This window comes from Streptomyces sp. NPDC059009, from assembly GCF_042740175.1.
In the GTDB taxonomy this organism is placed as follows: Bacteria; Actinomycetota; Actinomycetes; order Streptomycetales; family Streptomycetaceae; genus Streptomyces.
In genome coordinates this window covers 21,625-37,443 of record NZ_JBHYJB010000017.1, presented here as the reverse complement: position 1 = coordinate 37,443, position 15,819 = coordinate 21,625, and the positions used below count along the sequence as shown (strand labels likewise).

At 72.5% G+C, this 15,819-nt stretch carries 17 protein-coding genes; 7 read left to right on the top strand and 10 right to left on the bottom strand.

The window, feature by feature from the left end:
• Positions 1-49: 49 nt before the first annotated feature.
• On the bottom strand, positions 50-721 hold the full coding sequence (locus ACFWYM_RS18625) for a CGNR zinc finger domain-containing protein (protein ID WP_384837706.1): 672 nt from the start codon (positions 719-721) through the stop codon (positions 50-52).
• 241 nt (positions 722-962) lie between these two features.
• Between ACFWYM_RS18625 and ACFWYM_RS18620 the strand changes: the two genes are divergently transcribed.
• From ACFWYM_RS18620 to ACFWYM_RS18610, 3 genes are read left to right on the top strand one after another with little or no spacing between them, the layout of a single operon-like run.
• Positions 963-1,625, top strand: a complete 663-nt coding sequence (locus tag ACFWYM_RS18620) for a pyridoxal 5'-phosphate synthase (protein WP_384838044.1) — start codon at positions 963-965, stop codon at positions 1,623-1,625.
• Positions 1,616-2,356 (top strand): leucine-rich repeat domain-containing protein, encoded by a 741-nt coding sequence (locus ACFWYM_RS18615; protein WP_384837703.1) that lies wholly within the window; start codon positions 1,616-1,618, stop codon positions 2,354-2,356. Before ACFWYM_RS18620 ends, ACFWYM_RS18615 begins: the two co-directional genes overlap by 10 nt.
• Before the next feature lie 18 nt (positions 2,357-2,374).
• A complete protein-coding gene (locus ACFWYM_RS18610; RefSeq protein ID WP_384837700.1) occupies positions 2,375-3,133 on the top strand; it encodes an SPFH domain-containing protein in 759 nt (252 codons plus the stop codon).
• A 33-nt stretch (positions 3,134-3,166) separates the two neighbouring features.
• Here the strand turns inward: ACFWYM_RS18610 and ACFWYM_RS18605 are convergent, their stop codons facing one another.
• From ACFWYM_RS18605 to ACFWYM_RS18580, 6 genes are all read right to left on the bottom strand, one after another.
• Positions 3,167-4,063, bottom strand: a complete 897-nt coding sequence (locus tag ACFWYM_RS18605; protein WP_384837697.1) for a hypothetical protein — start codon at positions 4,061-4,063, stop codon at positions 3,167-3,169.
• 116 nt (positions 4,064-4,179) lie between these two features.
• Positions 4,180-4,422 carry a DUF397 domain-containing protein gene (locus ACFWYM_RS18600; RefSeq protein WP_384837694.1) on the bottom strand — a complete coding sequence of 81 codons (243 nt, stop codon included), beginning with the start codon at positions 4,420-4,422 and terminating at the stop codon, positions 4,180-4,182.
• Between the two features lie 98 nt (positions 4,423-4,520).
• Positions 4,521-5,699, bottom strand: a complete 1,179-nt coding sequence (locus ACFWYM_RS18595) for a thiolase domain-containing protein (protein ID WP_384837692.1) — start codon at positions 5,697-5,699, stop codon at positions 4,521-4,523.
• A complete protein-coding gene (locus ACFWYM_RS18590; RefSeq protein ID WP_384837689.1) occupies positions 5,696-6,742 on the bottom strand; it encodes a thiolase domain-containing protein in 1,047 nt (348 codons plus the stop codon). The genes ACFWYM_RS18595 and ACFWYM_RS18590 overlap by 4 nt, the downstream gene beginning before the upstream one ends.
• Positions 6,743-7,702 carry a Zn-ribbon domain-containing OB-fold protein gene (locus ACFWYM_RS18585; RefSeq protein WP_384837686.1) on the bottom strand — a complete coding sequence of 320 codons (960 nt, stop codon included), beginning with the start codon at positions 7,700-7,702 and terminating at the stop codon, positions 6,743-6,745. It abuts the gene before it with no gap.
• A gap of 138 nt (positions 7,703-7,840) precedes the next feature.
• Positions 7,841-8,641 (bottom strand): crotonase/enoyl-CoA hydratase family protein, encoded by an 801-nt coding sequence (locus tag ACFWYM_RS18580; RefSeq protein WP_384837683.1) that lies wholly within the window; start codon positions 8,639-8,641, stop codon positions 7,841-7,843.
• A gap of 166 nt (positions 8,642-8,807) precedes the next feature.
• Between ACFWYM_RS18580 and ACFWYM_RS18575 the strand changes: the two genes are divergently transcribed.
• Positions 8,808-10,436 (top strand): acyl-CoA synthetase, encoded by a 1,629-nt coding sequence (locus tag ACFWYM_RS18575; protein WP_384837680.1) that lies wholly within the window; start codon positions 8,808-8,810, stop codon positions 10,434-10,436.
• Between the two features lies 1 nt (position 10,437).
• Here ACFWYM_RS18575 and aroQ read toward each other — a convergent pair whose 3' ends face one another.
• Positions 10,438-11,082 (bottom strand): gamma subclass chorismate mutase AroQ, encoded by a 645-nt coding sequence (gene aroQ, locus ACFWYM_RS18570; protein WP_384837677.1) that lies wholly within the window; start codon positions 11,080-11,082, stop codon positions 10,438-10,440.
• Between the two features lie 238 nt (positions 11,083-11,320).
• Here aroQ and paaK point away from each other — a divergent pair, with 238 nt between their 5' ends.
• The gene (gene paaK / locus ACFWYM_RS18565) at positions 11,321-12,610 is read left to right on the top strand and encodes a phenylacetate--CoA ligase PaaK (RefSeq protein ID WP_384837673.1); all 1,290 of its coding nucleotides are present in this window, start codon (positions 11,321-11,323) and stop codon (positions 12,608-12,610) included.
• A 12-nt stretch (positions 12,611-12,622) separates the two neighbouring features.
• On the opposite strand, the gene ACFWYM_RS18560 is transcribed toward paaK, so the two are convergent.
• The gene (locus ACFWYM_RS18560) at positions 12,623-13,519 is read right to left on the bottom strand and encodes a class I SAM-dependent methyltransferase (protein ID WP_384837670.1); all 897 of its coding nucleotides are present in this window, start codon (positions 13,517-13,519) and stop codon (positions 12,623-12,625) included.
• A gap of 54 nt (positions 13,520-13,573) precedes the next feature.
• Between ACFWYM_RS18560 and ACFWYM_RS18555 the strand changes: the two genes are divergently transcribed.
• Positions 13,574-14,164 carry a TetR/AcrR family transcriptional regulator gene (locus tag ACFWYM_RS18555; protein ID WP_384837667.1) on the top strand — a complete coding sequence of 197 codons (591 nt, stop codon included), beginning with the start codon at positions 13,574-13,576 and terminating at the stop codon, positions 14,162-14,164.
• A gap of 11 nt (positions 14,165-14,175) precedes the next feature.
• Here ACFWYM_RS18555 and ACFWYM_RS18550 read toward each other — a convergent pair whose 3' ends face one another.
• Complete coding sequence (locus ACFWYM_RS18550; protein WP_384837664.1) at positions 14,176-14,883, bottom strand: SDR family NAD(P)-dependent oxidoreductase; 708 nt, start codon at positions 14,881-14,883, stop codon at positions 14,176-14,178.
• 101 nt (positions 14,884-14,984) lie between these two features.
• Between ACFWYM_RS18550 and ACFWYM_RS18545 the strand changes: the two genes are divergently transcribed.
• Entirely contained in the window at positions 14,985-15,815 is an 831-nt protein-coding gene (locus tag ACFWYM_RS18545) for a helix-turn-helix transcriptional regulator (protein ID WP_384837661.1), read from the top strand.
• The last annotated feature ends 4 nt before the right edge of the window (positions 15,816-15,819 follow it).

Here is a 15,819-nt window from a genome sequence, read left to right as displayed (position 1 = left end):
GGACGGCCTCCGCGAAGCTTCAGGACAGGCCACGACAGGTCAGGACCGCTCAGGAGCCCTCGCGCACCCCGCCCGTGTCACCCGTGCCCCGGTGCCGCTGATGGTGCCTGGCCACCCGCGCCCGGTTGCCGCAGGAGGGCTTGCACCACTCCTGGCGCGGGTGTTCCTTGAGGAAGTACCGCACGCAGCGCGGCGCGTGGCAGGCCCGCAGGCGCGGCAGGTCGGGCCCTGCGAGGAAGGCGAGGGCGGCGCGGGCGAGGGCGGCCGCGAGCAGGTCGGGCGAGGGCGCCCCGGCGGCGGTCGCTTCATGTACGAGGGGCGGAACGCTCACGGACCCGCCCTCGGCATCGGGATCGGAATCGGAATCACCCTCGGCCTCCGGCCAGTGCAGGACGGGCACGACCGGGACGCGCGCCGCGGCCGCGTTGAGCCGGTCGACGGCGTCCTGGAGCGGCAGCAGCCGGTGGGCGTCGGCGGGGCTCGGCGCACCGGGGCGGACGGCGCGGGCGAAGAGGGCACGGACGGCCGCGCGGAGCTCGCGAACAACACCGAGCACGGCCTCGTCGGCCACGAACGGGCCGTCGGACAGGGGCAGTCGGGCCGCGCGCTCACGGACCCACGCGGTGAGCCCGGCCGGCGCGTCGAGGTCGTCGGCCACGCCCCCGTTGCCGTCGTGGCGGATGGTGAGGGCGAGGTCCAGAGCGAGCGAGGAGTCGGACATGACCTAATGATAAGGTCGCGGCCATCCATTAGCTGATGCGCAGGTGACGCTCGCACGGGCGCCTGGGCCTCCCGTGGGCGGCCGAGCCACGGCCCGGGCGGCCCGGCCTTGCACGGGAGGCCCGAGCCGCATGGGAGGCGCTAGCTGCGCGGGAAGCCCGAGCCGCGCGGGAAGCCCGACCTCGTACGCGCGGCTCGGCGCCGACCACGCGCACAGCCAGGCCGCAAGGGAGGGGTTCTTCGTGGACGATCTGCGTCAACTGCTGCGCAAGCTCGAGGTGTTCGCCGGGGAGCTGCCGACGTTCAACCCGGGCGAGGCGCCCGACACCCCCGCCGAGCTGTTCGTGGACTGGTTCCACCACGCCGTGCTCGCCGGGGTGCGCGAGCCGCACGCGATGACGCTCGCCACAGCCGGGGCGGGCGGCGATCCCAGCGCCCGCGTGCTGATTCTCAAGGCGGTGAGCGAGGCGGGCTGGCAGTTCGCGGCCGACACCGACGGGCCGAGCACCAAGGCCCGCGACCTCGCCGAGCGCCCGTACGCGGCGCTGACCTTCTACTGGTCGCCGCTGGCCCGCCAGGTGCGGGTGCGCGGGCCCGTGGTGCGGGAGGACGCGGCGAGCGGGGCGGCGGACTTCCGGGCGCGCGGGGCGGGCGCCCGCGCGGAGGCCCTGCTCGGCCGCCAGTCGCAGCCGCTCGCGGATCTCGCCGAACGGGACGCGGCGGTACGGGAGTCGGCGGCCCGGCTCGCCGCCGAACCGGACCTGGTGGCACCCGGCTGGGCGCTGCACACGGTGCGCCCCGAGTCCGTCGAGTTCTGGCAGGGCGACAAGGACCGCCGCCACACCCGCCTCACCTATCTGCGCACGGCGGCCGGGAAGTGGGAGCGCCGGCTGCTGTGGCCGTGAGCGAGGGCCCCGACGGCACCCGCCTCTCGTACTGGCGCGGCGGCCTCACCGAGACGCCCCCGGAGATCTGGGACCACCCGGACGCCCGCGTCCTGATCCTCGCGGACAACGCACTCACCCACGTGCCCGCCCGCATCGCCACCCTGCGCTCCCTGCGCATGCTGGACCTGGGCCACAACCAACTGACCTCCCTGCCCGAGGAATTGACCACCCTCCCCCTGGACGGCTGCCTCTACGTCCACGACAACCACCTCACCGAGCTGCCCGTGACGCTCGGCCGCCTGGACCGGCTGACGTACCTGAACGTCGGCGAGAACCGGCTCCGCGCACTCCCGGACTCCCTCGGCGGAATGTCGGCGCTCGTCGAACTGCGCGCCCAGCACAACGAGTTGACCGCGCTCCCGGGTTCGCTCGGCGCCCTGTCGGCGCTGCGCGAGCTGTGGCTGCGCGGCAACACCCTGACCGAACTGCCGCATTCCGTGGGACGACTGCGGGAGCTGCGCGAACTGGAGCTGCGCGAGAACGCCTTCACGGAAGTGCCGGGAGCGCTGCGCGGGCTGCCGCTGCTGCGCAGGATCGATCTGCGCGGCAATCGGCTGCGCGAACTCCCCCCGTGGATCGTAGAGTTGCCCCACTTGGAGAAGCTGGACCTCCGCTGGAACGAGGTGACCGAGGGCGACGCCGCCGTCCGGAGCCTCCGGGCTCGCGGGTGCGTGGTGCTGGGTACCTGACGGACAGAGGGAGCAGCGATGGAGCAGCTCGTCGTCACCAGCCTCCGCAACATCTTCGGCGGCATGGACCTGGACCGGGTCCTGGCCTCCCGCGAGCAGATCAGCGCCGCCCTGCACGGAATCCTCGCCGAGGCCGCCGGCAAGTGGGGCATCCAGGTCAACCGCGTGGATCTGAAGGCGATCGAGCCGCCCGCCTCCTACCGTGGGCCGGCGAAGCGGCGGGCACCCGCCGAGCCCGCCCAGCCCACCAAGCCCGCCCCGCGAGCCGAACTCCCGCCCCCTCACCGCCCGTTGCACGAAGGCGACCCGCGTCGCATCGACCGCTACCGGCTGACGGCCAGGCTCGGTGAAGGCGGGATGGGCACCGTCTATCTCGGCCACTCGCCGGGCGAGCGCCTGGTCGCGGTCAAGGTGATCCAGCGGGAGCTGGCCGACGACCCCTCGTTCCGGCAGCGCTTCGGCCGCGAGATCAGTTCCGCACGCAAGGTCGGCGGTTTCCACACCGCGTCCGTGGTCGACGCCGACCCGCACGGCGACCCTCCCTGCCTGGTCACCGAGTACATTCCCGGCCCGTCCCTGCACGACGTGCTGAACCTGCCGTCCCGGCTCGTCGACGTCGTCAGCGGCTGCCTCCACCACGACCCCGCGACGCGGCCGGCCCCCGCCGAGGTCATCGAACGGCTCACCCGTCAGCGCCCGTCGGCCGACGACTGGCTGCCGCCTCCCGTGCGCACGCTGATCGAGCTGCACAAGTCCCCGACGGCATCGTCGTATTGACCCGTCCGAGCCTCAAAGAGCATGAGGGCGGGGCTACTTCTTCAGCCCCTCCATCGCCTCGCGCGTGTCCGCCATGAGCATCTTCTCGACCTCGTCCGCCGTCGGCGCCTTGTCCGCGTCGGCCGAGGCACCGCCGTAGTTGCTCCACTGCATGTCCATCGTGAACCCGCCCTCGCGGACCGCGACGACCATGCTCTGGAGCTGCTTCCTGCCCGAGCTGCCGCCCGTCTCCGTCGTCACGAACGCCTCGTCGCCGAGGCCCTTCACGGCCTTCGTGCGGTAGGTGTAGGTGTCCTGCGACTGGTCCTCGCGGGCTTTCTGGTACGAGGAGAACTCGTGCGCCGGGTCGGCCTTCTTGTGCCAGGCGGCCGTCGCGTAGACGTAGGTGGACGCGTACTCGGAGCTCGACTTGGGGTCCATGAGCTTGCGGGTGCACTGGCTCTGGTCGAGGGGCTTCTGCCGCGAGCCCCAGTGGGTGTCCGCCTTGGACTGCGGGTCACGCTCGTAGCGCTTCAGGAGGGCGCTCAGCTTCGTGACGTCGCAGAGGTTCTGCCGGTACGCGTATCCGGCGAGCGACGGCTTGTCGTCGCCACCGCCACCGCCGCTGCTGTCCGAACCGAGGTTCCCGGTGGCGAAGAGGCCGCCCGCCCAGAGCGCGGACGCGAGCACCACGCCGCCCAGTCCCCACACCCAGCCGCCGACCGCCTTGCGGGGGCCGCCCGGCGGCGCGGGCGGGGCCGGCGGGGGGCCACCGGGCATCCCGGCCTGGGGCCCGCCCTGCACCCCGGCCTGGGGCGGCTGTCCGTACGGGCCCGGCTGTCGGCCATAGGGGCCCGGCTGCTGACCGTAGGGCTGGGGCGAACCCGCACCCTGGGGCTGCTGGTAGGGGTTCGGCCCGTACGGGCCCGGCTGCGGGTTCGGTGTCGACATGGGCCGCAATGTACTTCAGGCCACCGCAACCCAGAATGCCCGCCCGGAACGGGGGCGGGACCGGGTGCGCACTCTGCCCCGGTCCCTCCCGCTCCGTCCTGCGACGGGCTCAGCGCCTACGTCAGGTCGAACTCGCCCGCACGCGCCCCGTGCACGAACGCCCCCCACTCGGCGGGCGTGAAGATCAGGGACGGACTCTCGGGACGACCGCTGTTGCGCATCGCGATGAAACCCTCGACGAATGCGATCTCGACGTCTCCGCGCCCCTGGCTGCTCGAGCGCCAGTGGGCCCCGGTGAGGTCGAGCTCCGGCTTGTTCCAACCCGTGAGCGGATGCTGCTGAGTCGTGCTGTCGGCCACGTCCGTGCTCCTCCCGATCCGTCCTGCGCCGTCAGCCTAGCTTTCGCCCCCGGCGCCGCACAGCCCGCGTCCTCAGGATCGGCCCGCTCCTGGCGCGATCATGTGCTCGGCGGCTCCGAACCCACCAGCCACATGGCGAAGAACTGCGAGCCGCCGCCGTATGCGTGGCCCAACGCCCGCCGGGCGCCGTCCACTTGATGTTCACCCGCGAGCCCGCGGACCTGGAGCGCCGCCTCCGCGAAGCGGATCATGCCGGAGGCGCCGATGGGGTTGGTGGAGAGCACCCCGCCGGACATGTTGACCGGCAGGTCGCCGTCGAGTTCGGTGACCCCGGACTCGGTGAGCTTCCAGCCCTCGCCCTCCGCGGCGAAGCCCAGGTTCTCCAGCCACATCGGCTCGTACCAGGAGAAGGGGACGTACATCTCGACCGCGTCGATCTCGCGGCGCGGGTCGGCGATGCCGGCCTGCCGGTAGACGTCGGCCGCGCAGTCCTTGCCCGCCTGCGGGGAGACGAAGTCCTTGCCCGCGAACATGGTCGGCTCGCTGCGCATCGCGCCTCCGTGCATCCAGGCGGGCGGCTTCGGCGAACGGGCCGCGCCCGCCCGGTCGGTGAGGACCATCGCGCACGCGCCGTCCGAGGACGGGCAGGTCTCCGAGTAGCGCACCGGGTCCCACAGCATCGGTGACGCCTGCACCTTCTCCAGCGTGATGTCGTGCTCGTGGAGGTGCGCGTACGGGTTCTTCAGGGCGTTCCTGCGGTCCTTGTACGCGACGAGGGAGCCCACCGTGTCGGGGGCGCCCGTGCGCCGCATGTACGCGCGAACGTGCGGGGCGAAGAAGCCGCCCGCGCCCGCGAGGAGCGGCTGCGTGAACGGGACGGGCAGGGAAAGGCCCCACATCGCGTTGGACTCCGACTGTTTTTCGAAGGCCAGCGTGAGGACCGTGCCGTGGACCCGGGCGGCGACGAGGTTGGCCGCGACCAGCGCCGTGGAGCCGCCGACGGAGCCCGCGGTGTGCACGCGCAGCATCGGCTTGCCGACGGCGCCGAGCGCGTCGGCGAGGTACAGCTCCGGCATCATGACGCCCTCGAAGAAGTCGGGGGCCTTGCCGATGACGACGGCGTCGATGTCGGCCCACGTCAACTGGGCGTCTTCCAGGGCTCTTTGGGCGGCCTCGCGGACGAGTCCGGCGATGGAGACGTCCTTGCGGGCCGCGACGTGCTTGGTCTGCCCGACGCCGACGACGGCCACCGGCTCCTTGCCTGTCGTACCGCTCATCGGGCGTCTCCTTCCAGGACGGCCACCAGGTTCTGCTGGAGACAGGGCCCTGACGTGGCGTGGGCGAGGGCGCGGTCGGAGTCGCCGCGGTGGATCCGGGCGGCCGCCTCGCCGATGCGGAGCAGCCCGGCGGCCATGATCGGGTTGGCGGCGAGCGCGCCTCCGGACGGATTGACGTTCACCTCGTCGCCGAGGCCGAGCGCCTTGCGGAGCACGACTTCCTGGGAGGTGTACGGGGCGTGCAACTCGGCGGTGTCCACGGGGCGTTCGAAGGCGCCCGCGCGTTCGGCGGCGAGCCGGGTGGACGGCGAGTCGGTGAGGTCGCGCACGCCGAGGCTGTGTGCCTCGATGCGGTGGTCCATGCCGCGGATCCAGGCGGGCCGCTCGCACAGTTCGCGGGCCCGGTCACCGGCGGCGAGGATCACGGCGACGGCTCCGTCGCTGACGGGCGGGCAGTCGCCCGTGCGCAGCGGCTGCATCAGATAGTCGCCCTGCGCCACCGAACCCGTCACCTGGGCATGGGAGTTGGCGCTCGCGGACTCCCGGCTGCGCGCGGCGACCTGGGCGAGCGCGGGCTCGTCGGTCTCCCCCGCGTCGATCAGGGCCTGCGCCTGGAGGGCGGCGAGCGCGACCGCGTCGGGCCACAGCGGGGCCACGTAGTAAGGGTCGAGCTGGCGGGTCAGCACGTCGCGCACCGAGCCGGGCGAGGACTTCCCGTACGCGTAGACGAGCGCGGTGTCCACCTCGCCGGTCAGCAGCTTCACCCATGCCTCGTACATGGCCCAGGCACCGTCCATCTCCACGTGCGACTCGGAGATCGGCGGCCAGGCGCCCACCCCGTCGAGGGTCATGGTGAAGGAGAAGGCGCGGCCCGCGAGATAGTCGGAGGAGCCGGAGCAGGTGAAGCCGATGTCGCTGGTCTTCAGGCCCGTCTGCTCGAGTACCTGGTGCAGGACCGGCATCACCATCTCGACCTCGGACAGCTCGTCGGAGCTGCGCACATGGTCGCTCTGCGCGAACGCGACGATCGCTACCTCTCGCATCTACACCAGCTCCTTGTACGTGTCGTAGTCGGCGTCCGGCTCGCCGGTGGGCCGGTAGTGGTCGGGGTAGCGGCCGTCCTCGCTCCACACCGGTTCGACCCGCAGCCCCATCCGGACCTGGTCGTACGGGATGCCCGCGATGCGGCCGTGCAGCGCGAGGTCGGCGCCGTCGAGCGCGATGTGCGCGTAGACGTAGGGCAGTTCGATGTCGAGGTTCTTGGCCTTGACGTTCACGATGCAGAAGGTGGTGACGGTGCCGCGCGGCCCGACCTCCACCCGGTCGGTGGTCGCGACCCCGCAGGTGGGGCAGGCACCGCGGGGCGGGACGTACACCTTCGCGCAGGAGGGGCAGCGCTCGCCGACGGTCTTCCGGTCGGCGAGGGCCTTGATGTACGCGGTCTGGGAGCGGCCCGGGGAGTACGTGTAGTCGAGACGGGCCTCGGCGACGATCCCGGTGACGGCGTCGGTGAACTCTCCGCTGTGCGGGGCGACGTGGCCTTCATTCTGGCCGTCGTACGGCTCGAAGCAGGCGATGTCCGTGATGGCGCCGGCCCGTTCGGCGGCCCACCGGACCCGCACCCGCATCCCGGTGCGCACGGCGTCGGGCCCGGGGACGTCCAGGGCGTGCAGCAGGGCGGTGTCGGCGCCGTCCAGCTTGACCAGGACCCAGGCGAACGGCCCGTCCAGGGGCTGCCCGCGCCGGTGTTCGGGGTTCCAGGCCCAGGTGGTGACGGTCCCGGTGGCGCCGACCTCGACGAGGTCGCGTATCTCCTCGGCGGTGACGGGGTCGTACTCGACGGGCGGGACGAGCACCTTGCCGTCGCTGGTCTTCACGCCCAGGACGGTGCGCTCGCGCAGCCCGGTGAGGAAGGCGGACTGGACGGGGCCGAGGGAGCGGGTGAAGGGGAACTCGACGACGAGAGGCGCACGTAGCACCTCCGGTGCGGGGGTGGGGGCCATGGGCGGGCTCCGTTTCTCTGTGGGTGTCGGGGGTGGGACGCTCTTCGGGAGGCGGAGATTCTGCGGGTCCGCTGTGGCTGGTCGCGCTCACGCGGCGGAGCCGCACATCGACATGGCCCCGCGCCCCTGCGGGCGCTCTTACTCGCGTCGGTACACCGGATCCCGTTTCTCGGCGAACGCCTTCGCCCCCTCCTTCGCGTCAGCGGTGTCGAAGATCGGCCACCCCCGCTTGAGCTCGGCCGCGAGCCCCTCCGACTCGGTCATCTCGGCGGCTTCGTACACCGAAGCCTTGATCGCCTCCACGGCCAGTGGCCCGCACGCGTTGATCTGTTCGGCGATCTGAAGCGCCTTGTCCAGTGCCGTCCCGGACGGGACCACATGCCCGACGAGCCCCACGGCGGCGGCCTCGGCGGCCGTGTAGGGGCGGCCGGTCAGGAGCATCTCCAGGGCGTGGGTGCGGGGGATCTGCCGGGGCAGCCGGACCGTGGAGCCGCCGATGGGGAAGAGGCCGCGCTTGACCTCGAAGAGCCCGAACGTCGCGGACTCCCCCGCCACGCGGATGTCGGTGCCCTGGAGGATCTCCGTGCCGCCCGCGACGCAGTAGCCCTCGACCGCCGCGATCACCGGCTTGCGCGGCCGGTGGTGGCGGAGCATCGCCTTCCAGTGCAGATCGGGGTCGGCCTTCATGCGGTCCCGGTACGCCTGCCCGTCCATGCCCTTGCCCGCGAGGGCCTTGAGGTCCATGCCCGCGCAGAAGTCGCCGCCCGCGCCCGTCAGCACGACCGAGCGGATCGAGTCGTCCGCGTCGGCTTCGAGCCAGCCGTCGTACAGGCCCACGAGCAGCGGAAGCGAGAGCGCGTTCTTCGCCTCCGGCCTGTTCAAAGTGAGCACCAGCGTGGCGCCCTCGCGCCGGACGCTGAGGTGTTCCGTCCCACCCATTGCCGTCCTCCCGTCTCGAGACCTAGAACAGGTTGCAGGAGTGGGGGGTTCACTTCAATAGCTTTCTGACAGTCAGTCAGATTTCTTGTTCCTGACCCCTTCCCACTTGTCGTGGACGGCGCTCTAATGACCGCCGAGTCAGTAGCAGCCGGGGTCAGGAGGAGCGGTGGAGTACAACCTTGCCGACCTGTTCGAGTCGGTCGTCGACGTGGTCCCTGACCGCGAGGCGCTCGTGTACATCGACCACCCCGGGACGGGGGCGGAGCGCCGCCTCACCTACGCCGAACTCGACGCGGCCGCCAACCGCATCGCCCACCACCTGATCGACAGCGGCCTCAAGCCGGGCGAGCACCTGGGCCTGCACCTCTACAACGGCGTCGAGTACCTCCAGACGGTGCTCGCCTGCCTCAAGGCGCGCCTCGTGCCGGTGAACGTCAACTACCGGTACGTGGAAGAGGAGTTGATCTACCTCTACCGGGACGCGGACCTCGCGGCGCTGGTCTTCGACGCGGAGTTCACCGCGCGCGTGGCCGCCGCCCTGCCGCAGACGGAGAAGCTGCGGCACCTCGTGCGGGTGGGGACCCCTCCCGAGGACGCCCCGCCCCTGGACGTCACGCCGTTCAAGGACGCGGAGGCAGCGGGCTCGCCCGCGCGCAGCTTCGGCCCGCGCTCCGCCGACGACCTGTTCATCATCTACACCGGCGGCACCACCGGCATGCCGAAGGGCGTCATGTGGCGCCAGGAGGACCTGTTCTTCGCGGGGCTCTTCGGCGGCGAGCCGACGGGCGACCCGGTGAGCCGGCCCGAGGAACTGGCCGAGCGCGTCGCGAAGAACAGCCCCGGCCTCACCTTCTTCCCCGCTCCCCCGCTGATGCACGGCACCTCGACGCTCACCTCGTTCATCGCCTTCAACTACGGCCAGCGGGTGGTCATCCACCGCAAGTACGTGCCCGAAGAGGTGCTGCGCACGATCGAGAAGGAGAAGGTCTCCAGCATCTCCCTGGTGGGCGACGCCATGCTGCGGCCGCTCATCGACGCGCTGACCGGACCCCTCACGGGCACGGACCTCTCCTCCCTGTTCAGCGTCTCGTCGTCGGGCGCGATCATGTCGGAGTCCGTGCGCGCCCAGTTCCAGGAGCTGGTGCCGAACGTGCTGCTCCTGAACAACTTCGGCTCGTCCGAGTCCGGTTCCAACGGCAAGGCGACGGACGACTCGGGCCCAGAGAAGGGCTTCCGCCTGGAGGTCAACGAGCGCACGATCGTGGTGGACCCGGGCTCGTACGAGCCGGTGCCGGTCGGCGAGGTGGGCCGCATCGCCCAGCGCGGCCATGTGCCGCTCGGCTACTACAACGACCCGAAGAAGACCGCCGAGACCTTCTTCCAGCGCGACGGCGTGCGCTGGGTGCTCCTCGGCGACATGGCCACCGTCGACGACGAGGGCATCGTGACCGTCCTCGGCCGCGGCTCGCAGTGCATCAACACCGGCGGCGAGAAGGTCTATCCGGAAGAGGTCGAGCAGGCCCTCAAGTCGCACCCCGACATCTACGACGCGCTGGTGGCCGGGGTGCCCGACGAGCGCTGGGGCAACCGCGTCGCCGCGGTCGTCCAACTCCGCGACGGCGCGGGCCCCTTGGACCTGACGGCCGTCCAGACGCACTGCCGCACCCGCCTCGCCGGGTACAAGATCCCCCGGGCCGTCGTCTTCACCGACCGCATCCAGCGCTCCCCCAGCGGCAAGGCGGACTACCGCTGGGCGAAGTCGGTGGCGGCGGGAGCGGCAGCGGTGAAGGACTGAGTCACTCCTGACTGCCGGTGACCGTGCACACCGACCGCAGCGAGCGGGCCAGGGCGAGCGCGTGCAGGCCGTCCAGGTGCCGCTCGTGGCGGACGTGCGCGGCACCGGCGGTCAGCAGTCCCGCGCACCACGGCGCGGAGCGCGCGGACCCGGACCGCGCGATGGCGCGCACCAGTTCACCGTTGATCCGGTTGATCTCCTTGCGCACCTCGGCGAGGTCGGGCCGCTCCGTCGGCGCCTGCTCGGGGTGCGCGTCCCACCGCCGGAACAAGCCACGCTGCACGACCTTGCTGGCCTCGATCTGGTCCCGGAAGATCCGCACCGTCACCGCCGGGTCGGCCCCGACCTCCCGCGCCTGCCGCGCCACGTCGTCCAGGACCTGCCGCTCGCGGGCCGGGGCGTCGATGGGGCTGTCCGTGCCGTACTTGGCGGCGGCGACCAGGTCGGAGGTGGCCAGGCGCTGGGCGGAGAGGTCGGCGAGGGTCCTCAGTTCGCCGTACGGACCGCTGTGCGCGGGCGCGGCGACGGTACGGGATCCGGGCGGAGCGGACCCGGCGACGGCCGCGCCTCCCCCCGCGATCAGGGCGCAGACCAGGGCTCCCACGGTCAGGGTGCGGCGGGCGGTGGACGAGGCGGTGTGCTGCACGGGTGTCCCCTTCGCGATCGGTGCGGACCGGCGGCATGCTCTGTGCCGTTGCCAGTGGCTCCTGCCCCGTGCCACATGCCATCACGCGCCCCGCGAACCCGATCCGCACCCCGCGCCGACCAGGCCGAATCGTCACCGCGCGATCTCTTGACGCCCGCCTTCGCTCCTGAATTACTGACCTCGGACGAAGATCGACGAACGAATGATCGGTCGACCCTTCCGGAGGGAGAGGCTCCCCATGACGGCTTCGCTTGACGCGGCGGAACGGCTCGGCCCGGAGGAGCTTCGCACCCTCCAACTGGAGCGCCTCCAGGACACGTTGCTGCACGCGTACGAGAACGTGCCGCACTACCACGCCGCCTTCGACAAGGCGGGCCTGCGCCCCGAGGACTGCCAGTCGCTCGCCGACCTGGCCCGGTTCCCGTTCACCACGAAGGCGGATCTGCGCGCCAACTACCCCTTCGGGATGTTCGCGGTGGAGCAGTCCGAGGTGCGCCGCCTGCACGCGTCGAGCGGCACCACGGGCCAGCCCACCGTCGTCGGCTACACCGAGCAGGACCTCACGATGTGGGCGGACGTGGTGGCCCGCTCGATCCGCGCGGCGGGCGGGCGGCCCGGTGACAAGGTCCATGTGGCGTACGGGTACGGCCTGTTCACGGGCGGTCTCGGCGCGCACTACGGGGCGGAGCGGCTCGGCTGTACGGTCATCCCCGCGTCCGGCGGCATGACCGCGCGACAGGTGCGGCTCATCGAGGACTTCCGCCCCGAGATCATCATGATCACCCCCTCGTACATGCTGACGCTCCTGGAGGAGTTCGAGCGGCAGGGCATCGACCCGCGCACGACGTCGCTGCGGGTCGGCATCTTCGGCGCCGAGCCGTGGACGGAGGGGATGCGGCGCGAGATCGAGGAGCGGTTCGCGATCGACGCGGTCGACATATACGGCCTGTCGGAGGTGATCGGCCCGGGGGTCGCGCAGGAGTGCGTGGAGACCAAGGACGGGCTGCACATCTGGGAGGACCACTTCTACCCGGAGGTCGTGGACCCCATCACGGGCGAGGTGCTGCCGGACGGCGAGCGCGGCGAGCTGGTCCTCACCTCGCTCACCAAGGAGGCCATGCCCGTCATCCGGTACCGGACACGGGACTTGACGCGGCTGCTGCCCGGCACGGCGCGGGTCTTCCGCCGGATGGAGAAGGTCACCGGACGCAGCGACGACATGGTGATCCTGCGCGGCGTCAACCTCTTCCCGACAGCCGTCGAGGAGATCGTGCTGCGCACCCCGGGGGTCTCCCCGCACTTCCAGCTCCGGCTGACCCGCGAGGGCCGCATGGACGCGCTGACCGTCCGCGCGGAGGCCCGCGCCGACACGACACCGGAGCGGCGTCGGGCTGCGGCCCGGGAGATCGCAGCGGCGGTCAAGGACGACATCGGGGTGTCGGTGGCCGTGGAGATCGTCGACCCGGAGACCATCGAGCGCTCGGTGGGCAAGTTCAAGCGGATCGTGGATCTGCGGGACCAGGGCTGAACCGTCGGCGCCTCAGCCGCCTGCCGCGCGCACGGCCGTGAGGGCGATCGTGCGGATCGGCATGGTGAAGGCGCCGCCCATCCCGTCGATGACCTCGCCCACGCCCGCGAGCAGCACCTCCAGCCTGTCGGGCGGGATCTGAGAGGCGTCGCCGCCGGTGCGCAGCTGCTCCAGCCACGCGTCGCGCGGATAGGTCCGCTCCCAGTCGTGGCGCCACTCCTCGGGGGCGCCGAACCGTCCGGCGCCCCCTTCCCGTATGCCCTCCGCCACCTTGGCGAGGACCGGCGCGTAGCCGTCGGCCGTGGTCCGCGCCCAGGGGTTGAACGGCGCGTCGGGCAGGACCCGTTGATGGACCTCGGCGAAGGCCGCGGCCACCTCCGGCGCGGGCAGGAACACATTCCAGAACACGGTCAGACGCCCGCCGGGCCGGAGCAGGCCGGCCGCCCTGGCCGGGCCCGCGACCGGATCGATCCAGTGCCAGGTCTGCCCGGCCACGACGGCGTCGAAGGTGCGGCCCCCGGCGTCCCAGGTCTCGAAGGCCGCCACCTCCACGTCGAGGCCGCGCTCGCGCGCGAAGGCGGCCATGCGCGCGTCCACGTCGACGCCGAGCACCCGCGCCCCCGCGGCCTGGAGCTGGCGGGCGGCGATGCCGGTGCCGCAGCCCACGTCGAGGAGGCCGGGGCGGTCAGGGAGACGGGGGCTGCCAGGGCTGCCGGGGCTGTCAGGCCGGTCAGGTCCCCGGCTCTCCGCGACGATCCGCTCGATCAGGGCGTCGGGGTAGCGGGGCCGGGCGCGGTCGTAGCGGGCCGGGTCCGTGCCGAAGGACTCCGCCATCTCCCGTGCCCGGTGCGGCTCTTGGGCGGGCGGCGGCTCCCGGAGCGGGGCACGCTCCGGCGGTATAGTGGGCATGCGCCCACTATAAGCGGGCACATGCCCACTCGTCGAGACCGAGGAAGTGCTCCAGTGCCGCCGACCGGCGTGGCCATCCGTGACCCGCGCGAGCAGCTCTTCGCCGCCGCCGAACGCGTCCTGCTCCGGGCCGGCCCGAGCGCCCTGACCAGCCGGGCCGTCACGGCCGATGCGGGCTGCGCCAAGGGCGTCCTGCACCGGCACTTCGAAGACTTCGACGCGTTCCTCGCCGAGCTCGTCCGCGACCGGGTCGCCCGGATCGAGGCGCGCTCCGCCGCCCTGTGCGCGGCCGCCGGGACCGGCGATGTCGCGGACCGGCTCGCCGAGGCCCTCGCCGACCTCTTCGAGTCGGTCGCCGTCGCGATCGTCGGCCTCATCACCTCGCGGGACGAACTGCGGGCCCGGCTGCGGCAGTTCACCCCGGTCGGCATCCCCCTCCTGACGGAGGCCACCGCGATGCTCGCCGCCTACCTGGACGCCGAGCGCGCCCTCGGCCGGCTCGCGGCGGACGCCGACGTCGGCACGCTCGCGCCCACCCTGATCGGCGCCGGACACCTCCTCTTCGCCGACCGGCACGCGACGCCGCCGACGACCGATGCCGTACGGAAGGTCGTGACGACGGTCCTCGCGGGCGCCCTCCCCTAGCGCAGGTGCGGCTACCAGGGCAGGGTGCCCCGGGCGTCGACGTAGCCGCCGGTCGGCCCGTCCGCGCCCGCCTGCGCCATCCGCACGATGATCTCGGCGCCCTGCTCGACGGTCTGGACGCCGGTGTTCCCGTTCAGGTCGGTCCTGGTGAAGCCCGGCTCCACCGCGTTGATCCGCATCGCCGGGAACGCCTTCGCGTACTGGACGGTGAGCATGTTGACCGTCGTCTTCGAGGCGGGGTAGGCGACGCCCGGGTAGCCGAAGGCCGGGTTGTCCGGGTCGGTGGCGTGGGCGAGCGAGGCCAGTCCGCTGCTGACGTTGACGACGACCGGGGCCGCCGAGCGGGCGAGGAGCGGCAGGAACGCGTGCAGGACGCGCACCACGCCGAAGACGTTCGTCTCGAAGGTCTCCCGCATCATGTCGGCGGTCAGCGCGGCGGCGCCGATCACGCTGTTGCCCGGGCCGCGCGACTCGATGCCCGCGTTGTTGACGAGGACGTCGAGCCCGCCGTCGGCCTCGACGGTCTTGGCGGCGGCCGCCACCGACGCGTCGTCGGTGACGTCCAACTGGACGAAACGCGCGCCGAGTTGCTCGGCGGCGCGGCGGCCGCGCCCGGCGTCACGGCTGCCGATGCAGACGGTGTGTCCCGCGGCGACGAGTCGGCGGGCGGTCTCGAAGCCGAGACCCTTGTTCGCTCCGGTGATCAGTGTGGTGGTCATGGGTCCAGCGTGCGGCGGCCGGGCGCGGGCAGCCAGGAGTCCGGTCTTCCTGGGACTCGCAGTACCAGGAAGAGCGGCGCGCGACGGTGCACAGTGGGGGCATGGCGACCACGGAGTTCGGGCGGATGGTGCGGCACTGGCGGGACCGGGTCTCCCCGGCTGCGGCCGGGCTCCCGGCGGGCGGGCACCGGCGCGCGGCCGGGCTGCGCCGCGAGGAGCTCGCGATGCTGGCCGGGATCTCCGTCGACTATGTGACCCGTCTGGAACAGGGCCGCGCCGCCAACCCCTCGGAGCAGGTCGTCGAGGCGCTGGGGCGGGCGCTGCGCCTGTCGGGCGCCGAGCGCGAGCAGCTGTTCCACGCCGCCGGGCTCGTACCGCCGGGGCAGGGCACCGTGCCCGCGTACATCACGCCGAGCGTGCACCGGATGCTGGACCGGCTGACCGGGACGCCCGTCGCGGTCTCCGACGCGTCGTGGACGCTGCTGCTGACCAACCCGCTGTACACGGCCCTGATGGGCGAGCGGCACGGCCGGGAGCGCAACGGCGCGTGGCGGACCTTCCTCGGCACCAACGAGCGGGTGCGGCACACCACGCAGTCGCAGGAGGCACTGGAGAGCGCGGTGGTCGGCGATCTGCGCGAGGCCGCGCGCCGCTATCCGGCGGACCAGCGGCTGCGGCGTCTGATCGCCGAACTGCGCGCGCACAGCGAGCGGTTCGCGGGGCTGTGGGACGCGGGGGCCGTCGGCCGCCACGAGGCGTCGCGCAAGACCATCGCGCACCCCGAGGTGGGCGCCCTCACGCTGGACTGCGATGTGCTCACGGTCGCGGGCAGCGACGTGCGCGTCATGGTCTACACGGCCGAGCCCGGCAGCGAGGACGCCGAACGGCTCGCGCTGCTGTCGGTGATCGGCACGCAGTCGCTGGTCGGCTAGGCCC

Excerpts from the sequence above, each read along its gene's own strand:
- paaK (WP_384837673.1), top strand. The coding sequence starts at position 11,321 with ATGACGGCTTCGCTTGACGCGGCGGAACGGCTCGGCCCGGAGGAGCTT.
- ACFWYM_RS18590 (WP_384837689.1), bottom strand. The coding sequence starts at position 6,742 with ATGCGAGAGGTAGCGATCGTCGCGTTCGCGCAGAGCGACCATGTGCGC.
- ACFWYM_RS18610 (WP_384837700.1), top strand. The coding sequence starts at position 2,375 with ATGGAGCAGCTCGTCGTCACCAGCCTCCGCAACATCTTCGGCGGCATG.
- ACFWYM_RS18545 (WP_384837661.1), top strand. The coding sequence starts at position 14,985 with ATGGCGACCACGGAGTTCGGGCGGATGGTGCGGCACTGGCGGGACCGG.
- ACFWYM_RS18585 (WP_384837686.1), bottom strand. The coding sequence starts at position 7,702 with ATGGCCCCCACCCCCGCACCGGAGGTGCTACGTGCGCCTCTCGTCGTC.
- ACFWYM_RS18550 (WP_384837664.1), bottom strand. The coding sequence starts at position 14,883 with ATGACCACCACACTGATCACCGGAGCGAACAAGGGTCTCGGCTTCGAG.
- ACFWYM_RS18605 (WP_384837697.1), bottom strand. The coding sequence starts at position 4,063 with ATGTCGACACCGAACCCGCAGCCGGGCCCGTACGGGCCGAACCCCTAC.
- ACFWYM_RS18595 (WP_384837692.1), bottom strand. The coding sequence starts at position 5,699 with ATGAGCGGTACGACAGGCAAGGAGCCGGTGGCCGTCGTCGGCGTCGGG.
- ACFWYM_RS18625 (WP_384837706.1), bottom strand. The coding sequence starts at position 721 with ATGTCCGACTCCTCGCTCGCTCTGGACCTCGCCCTCACCATCCGCCAC.
- ACFWYM_RS18580 (WP_384837683.1), bottom strand. The coding sequence starts at position 8,641 with ATGGGTGGGACGGAACACCTCAGCGTCCGGCGCGAGGGCGCCACGCTG.
- ACFWYM_RS18560 (WP_384837670.1), bottom strand. The coding sequence starts at position 13,519 with ATGCCCACTATACCGCCGGAGCGTGCCCCGCTCCGGGAGCCGCCGCCC.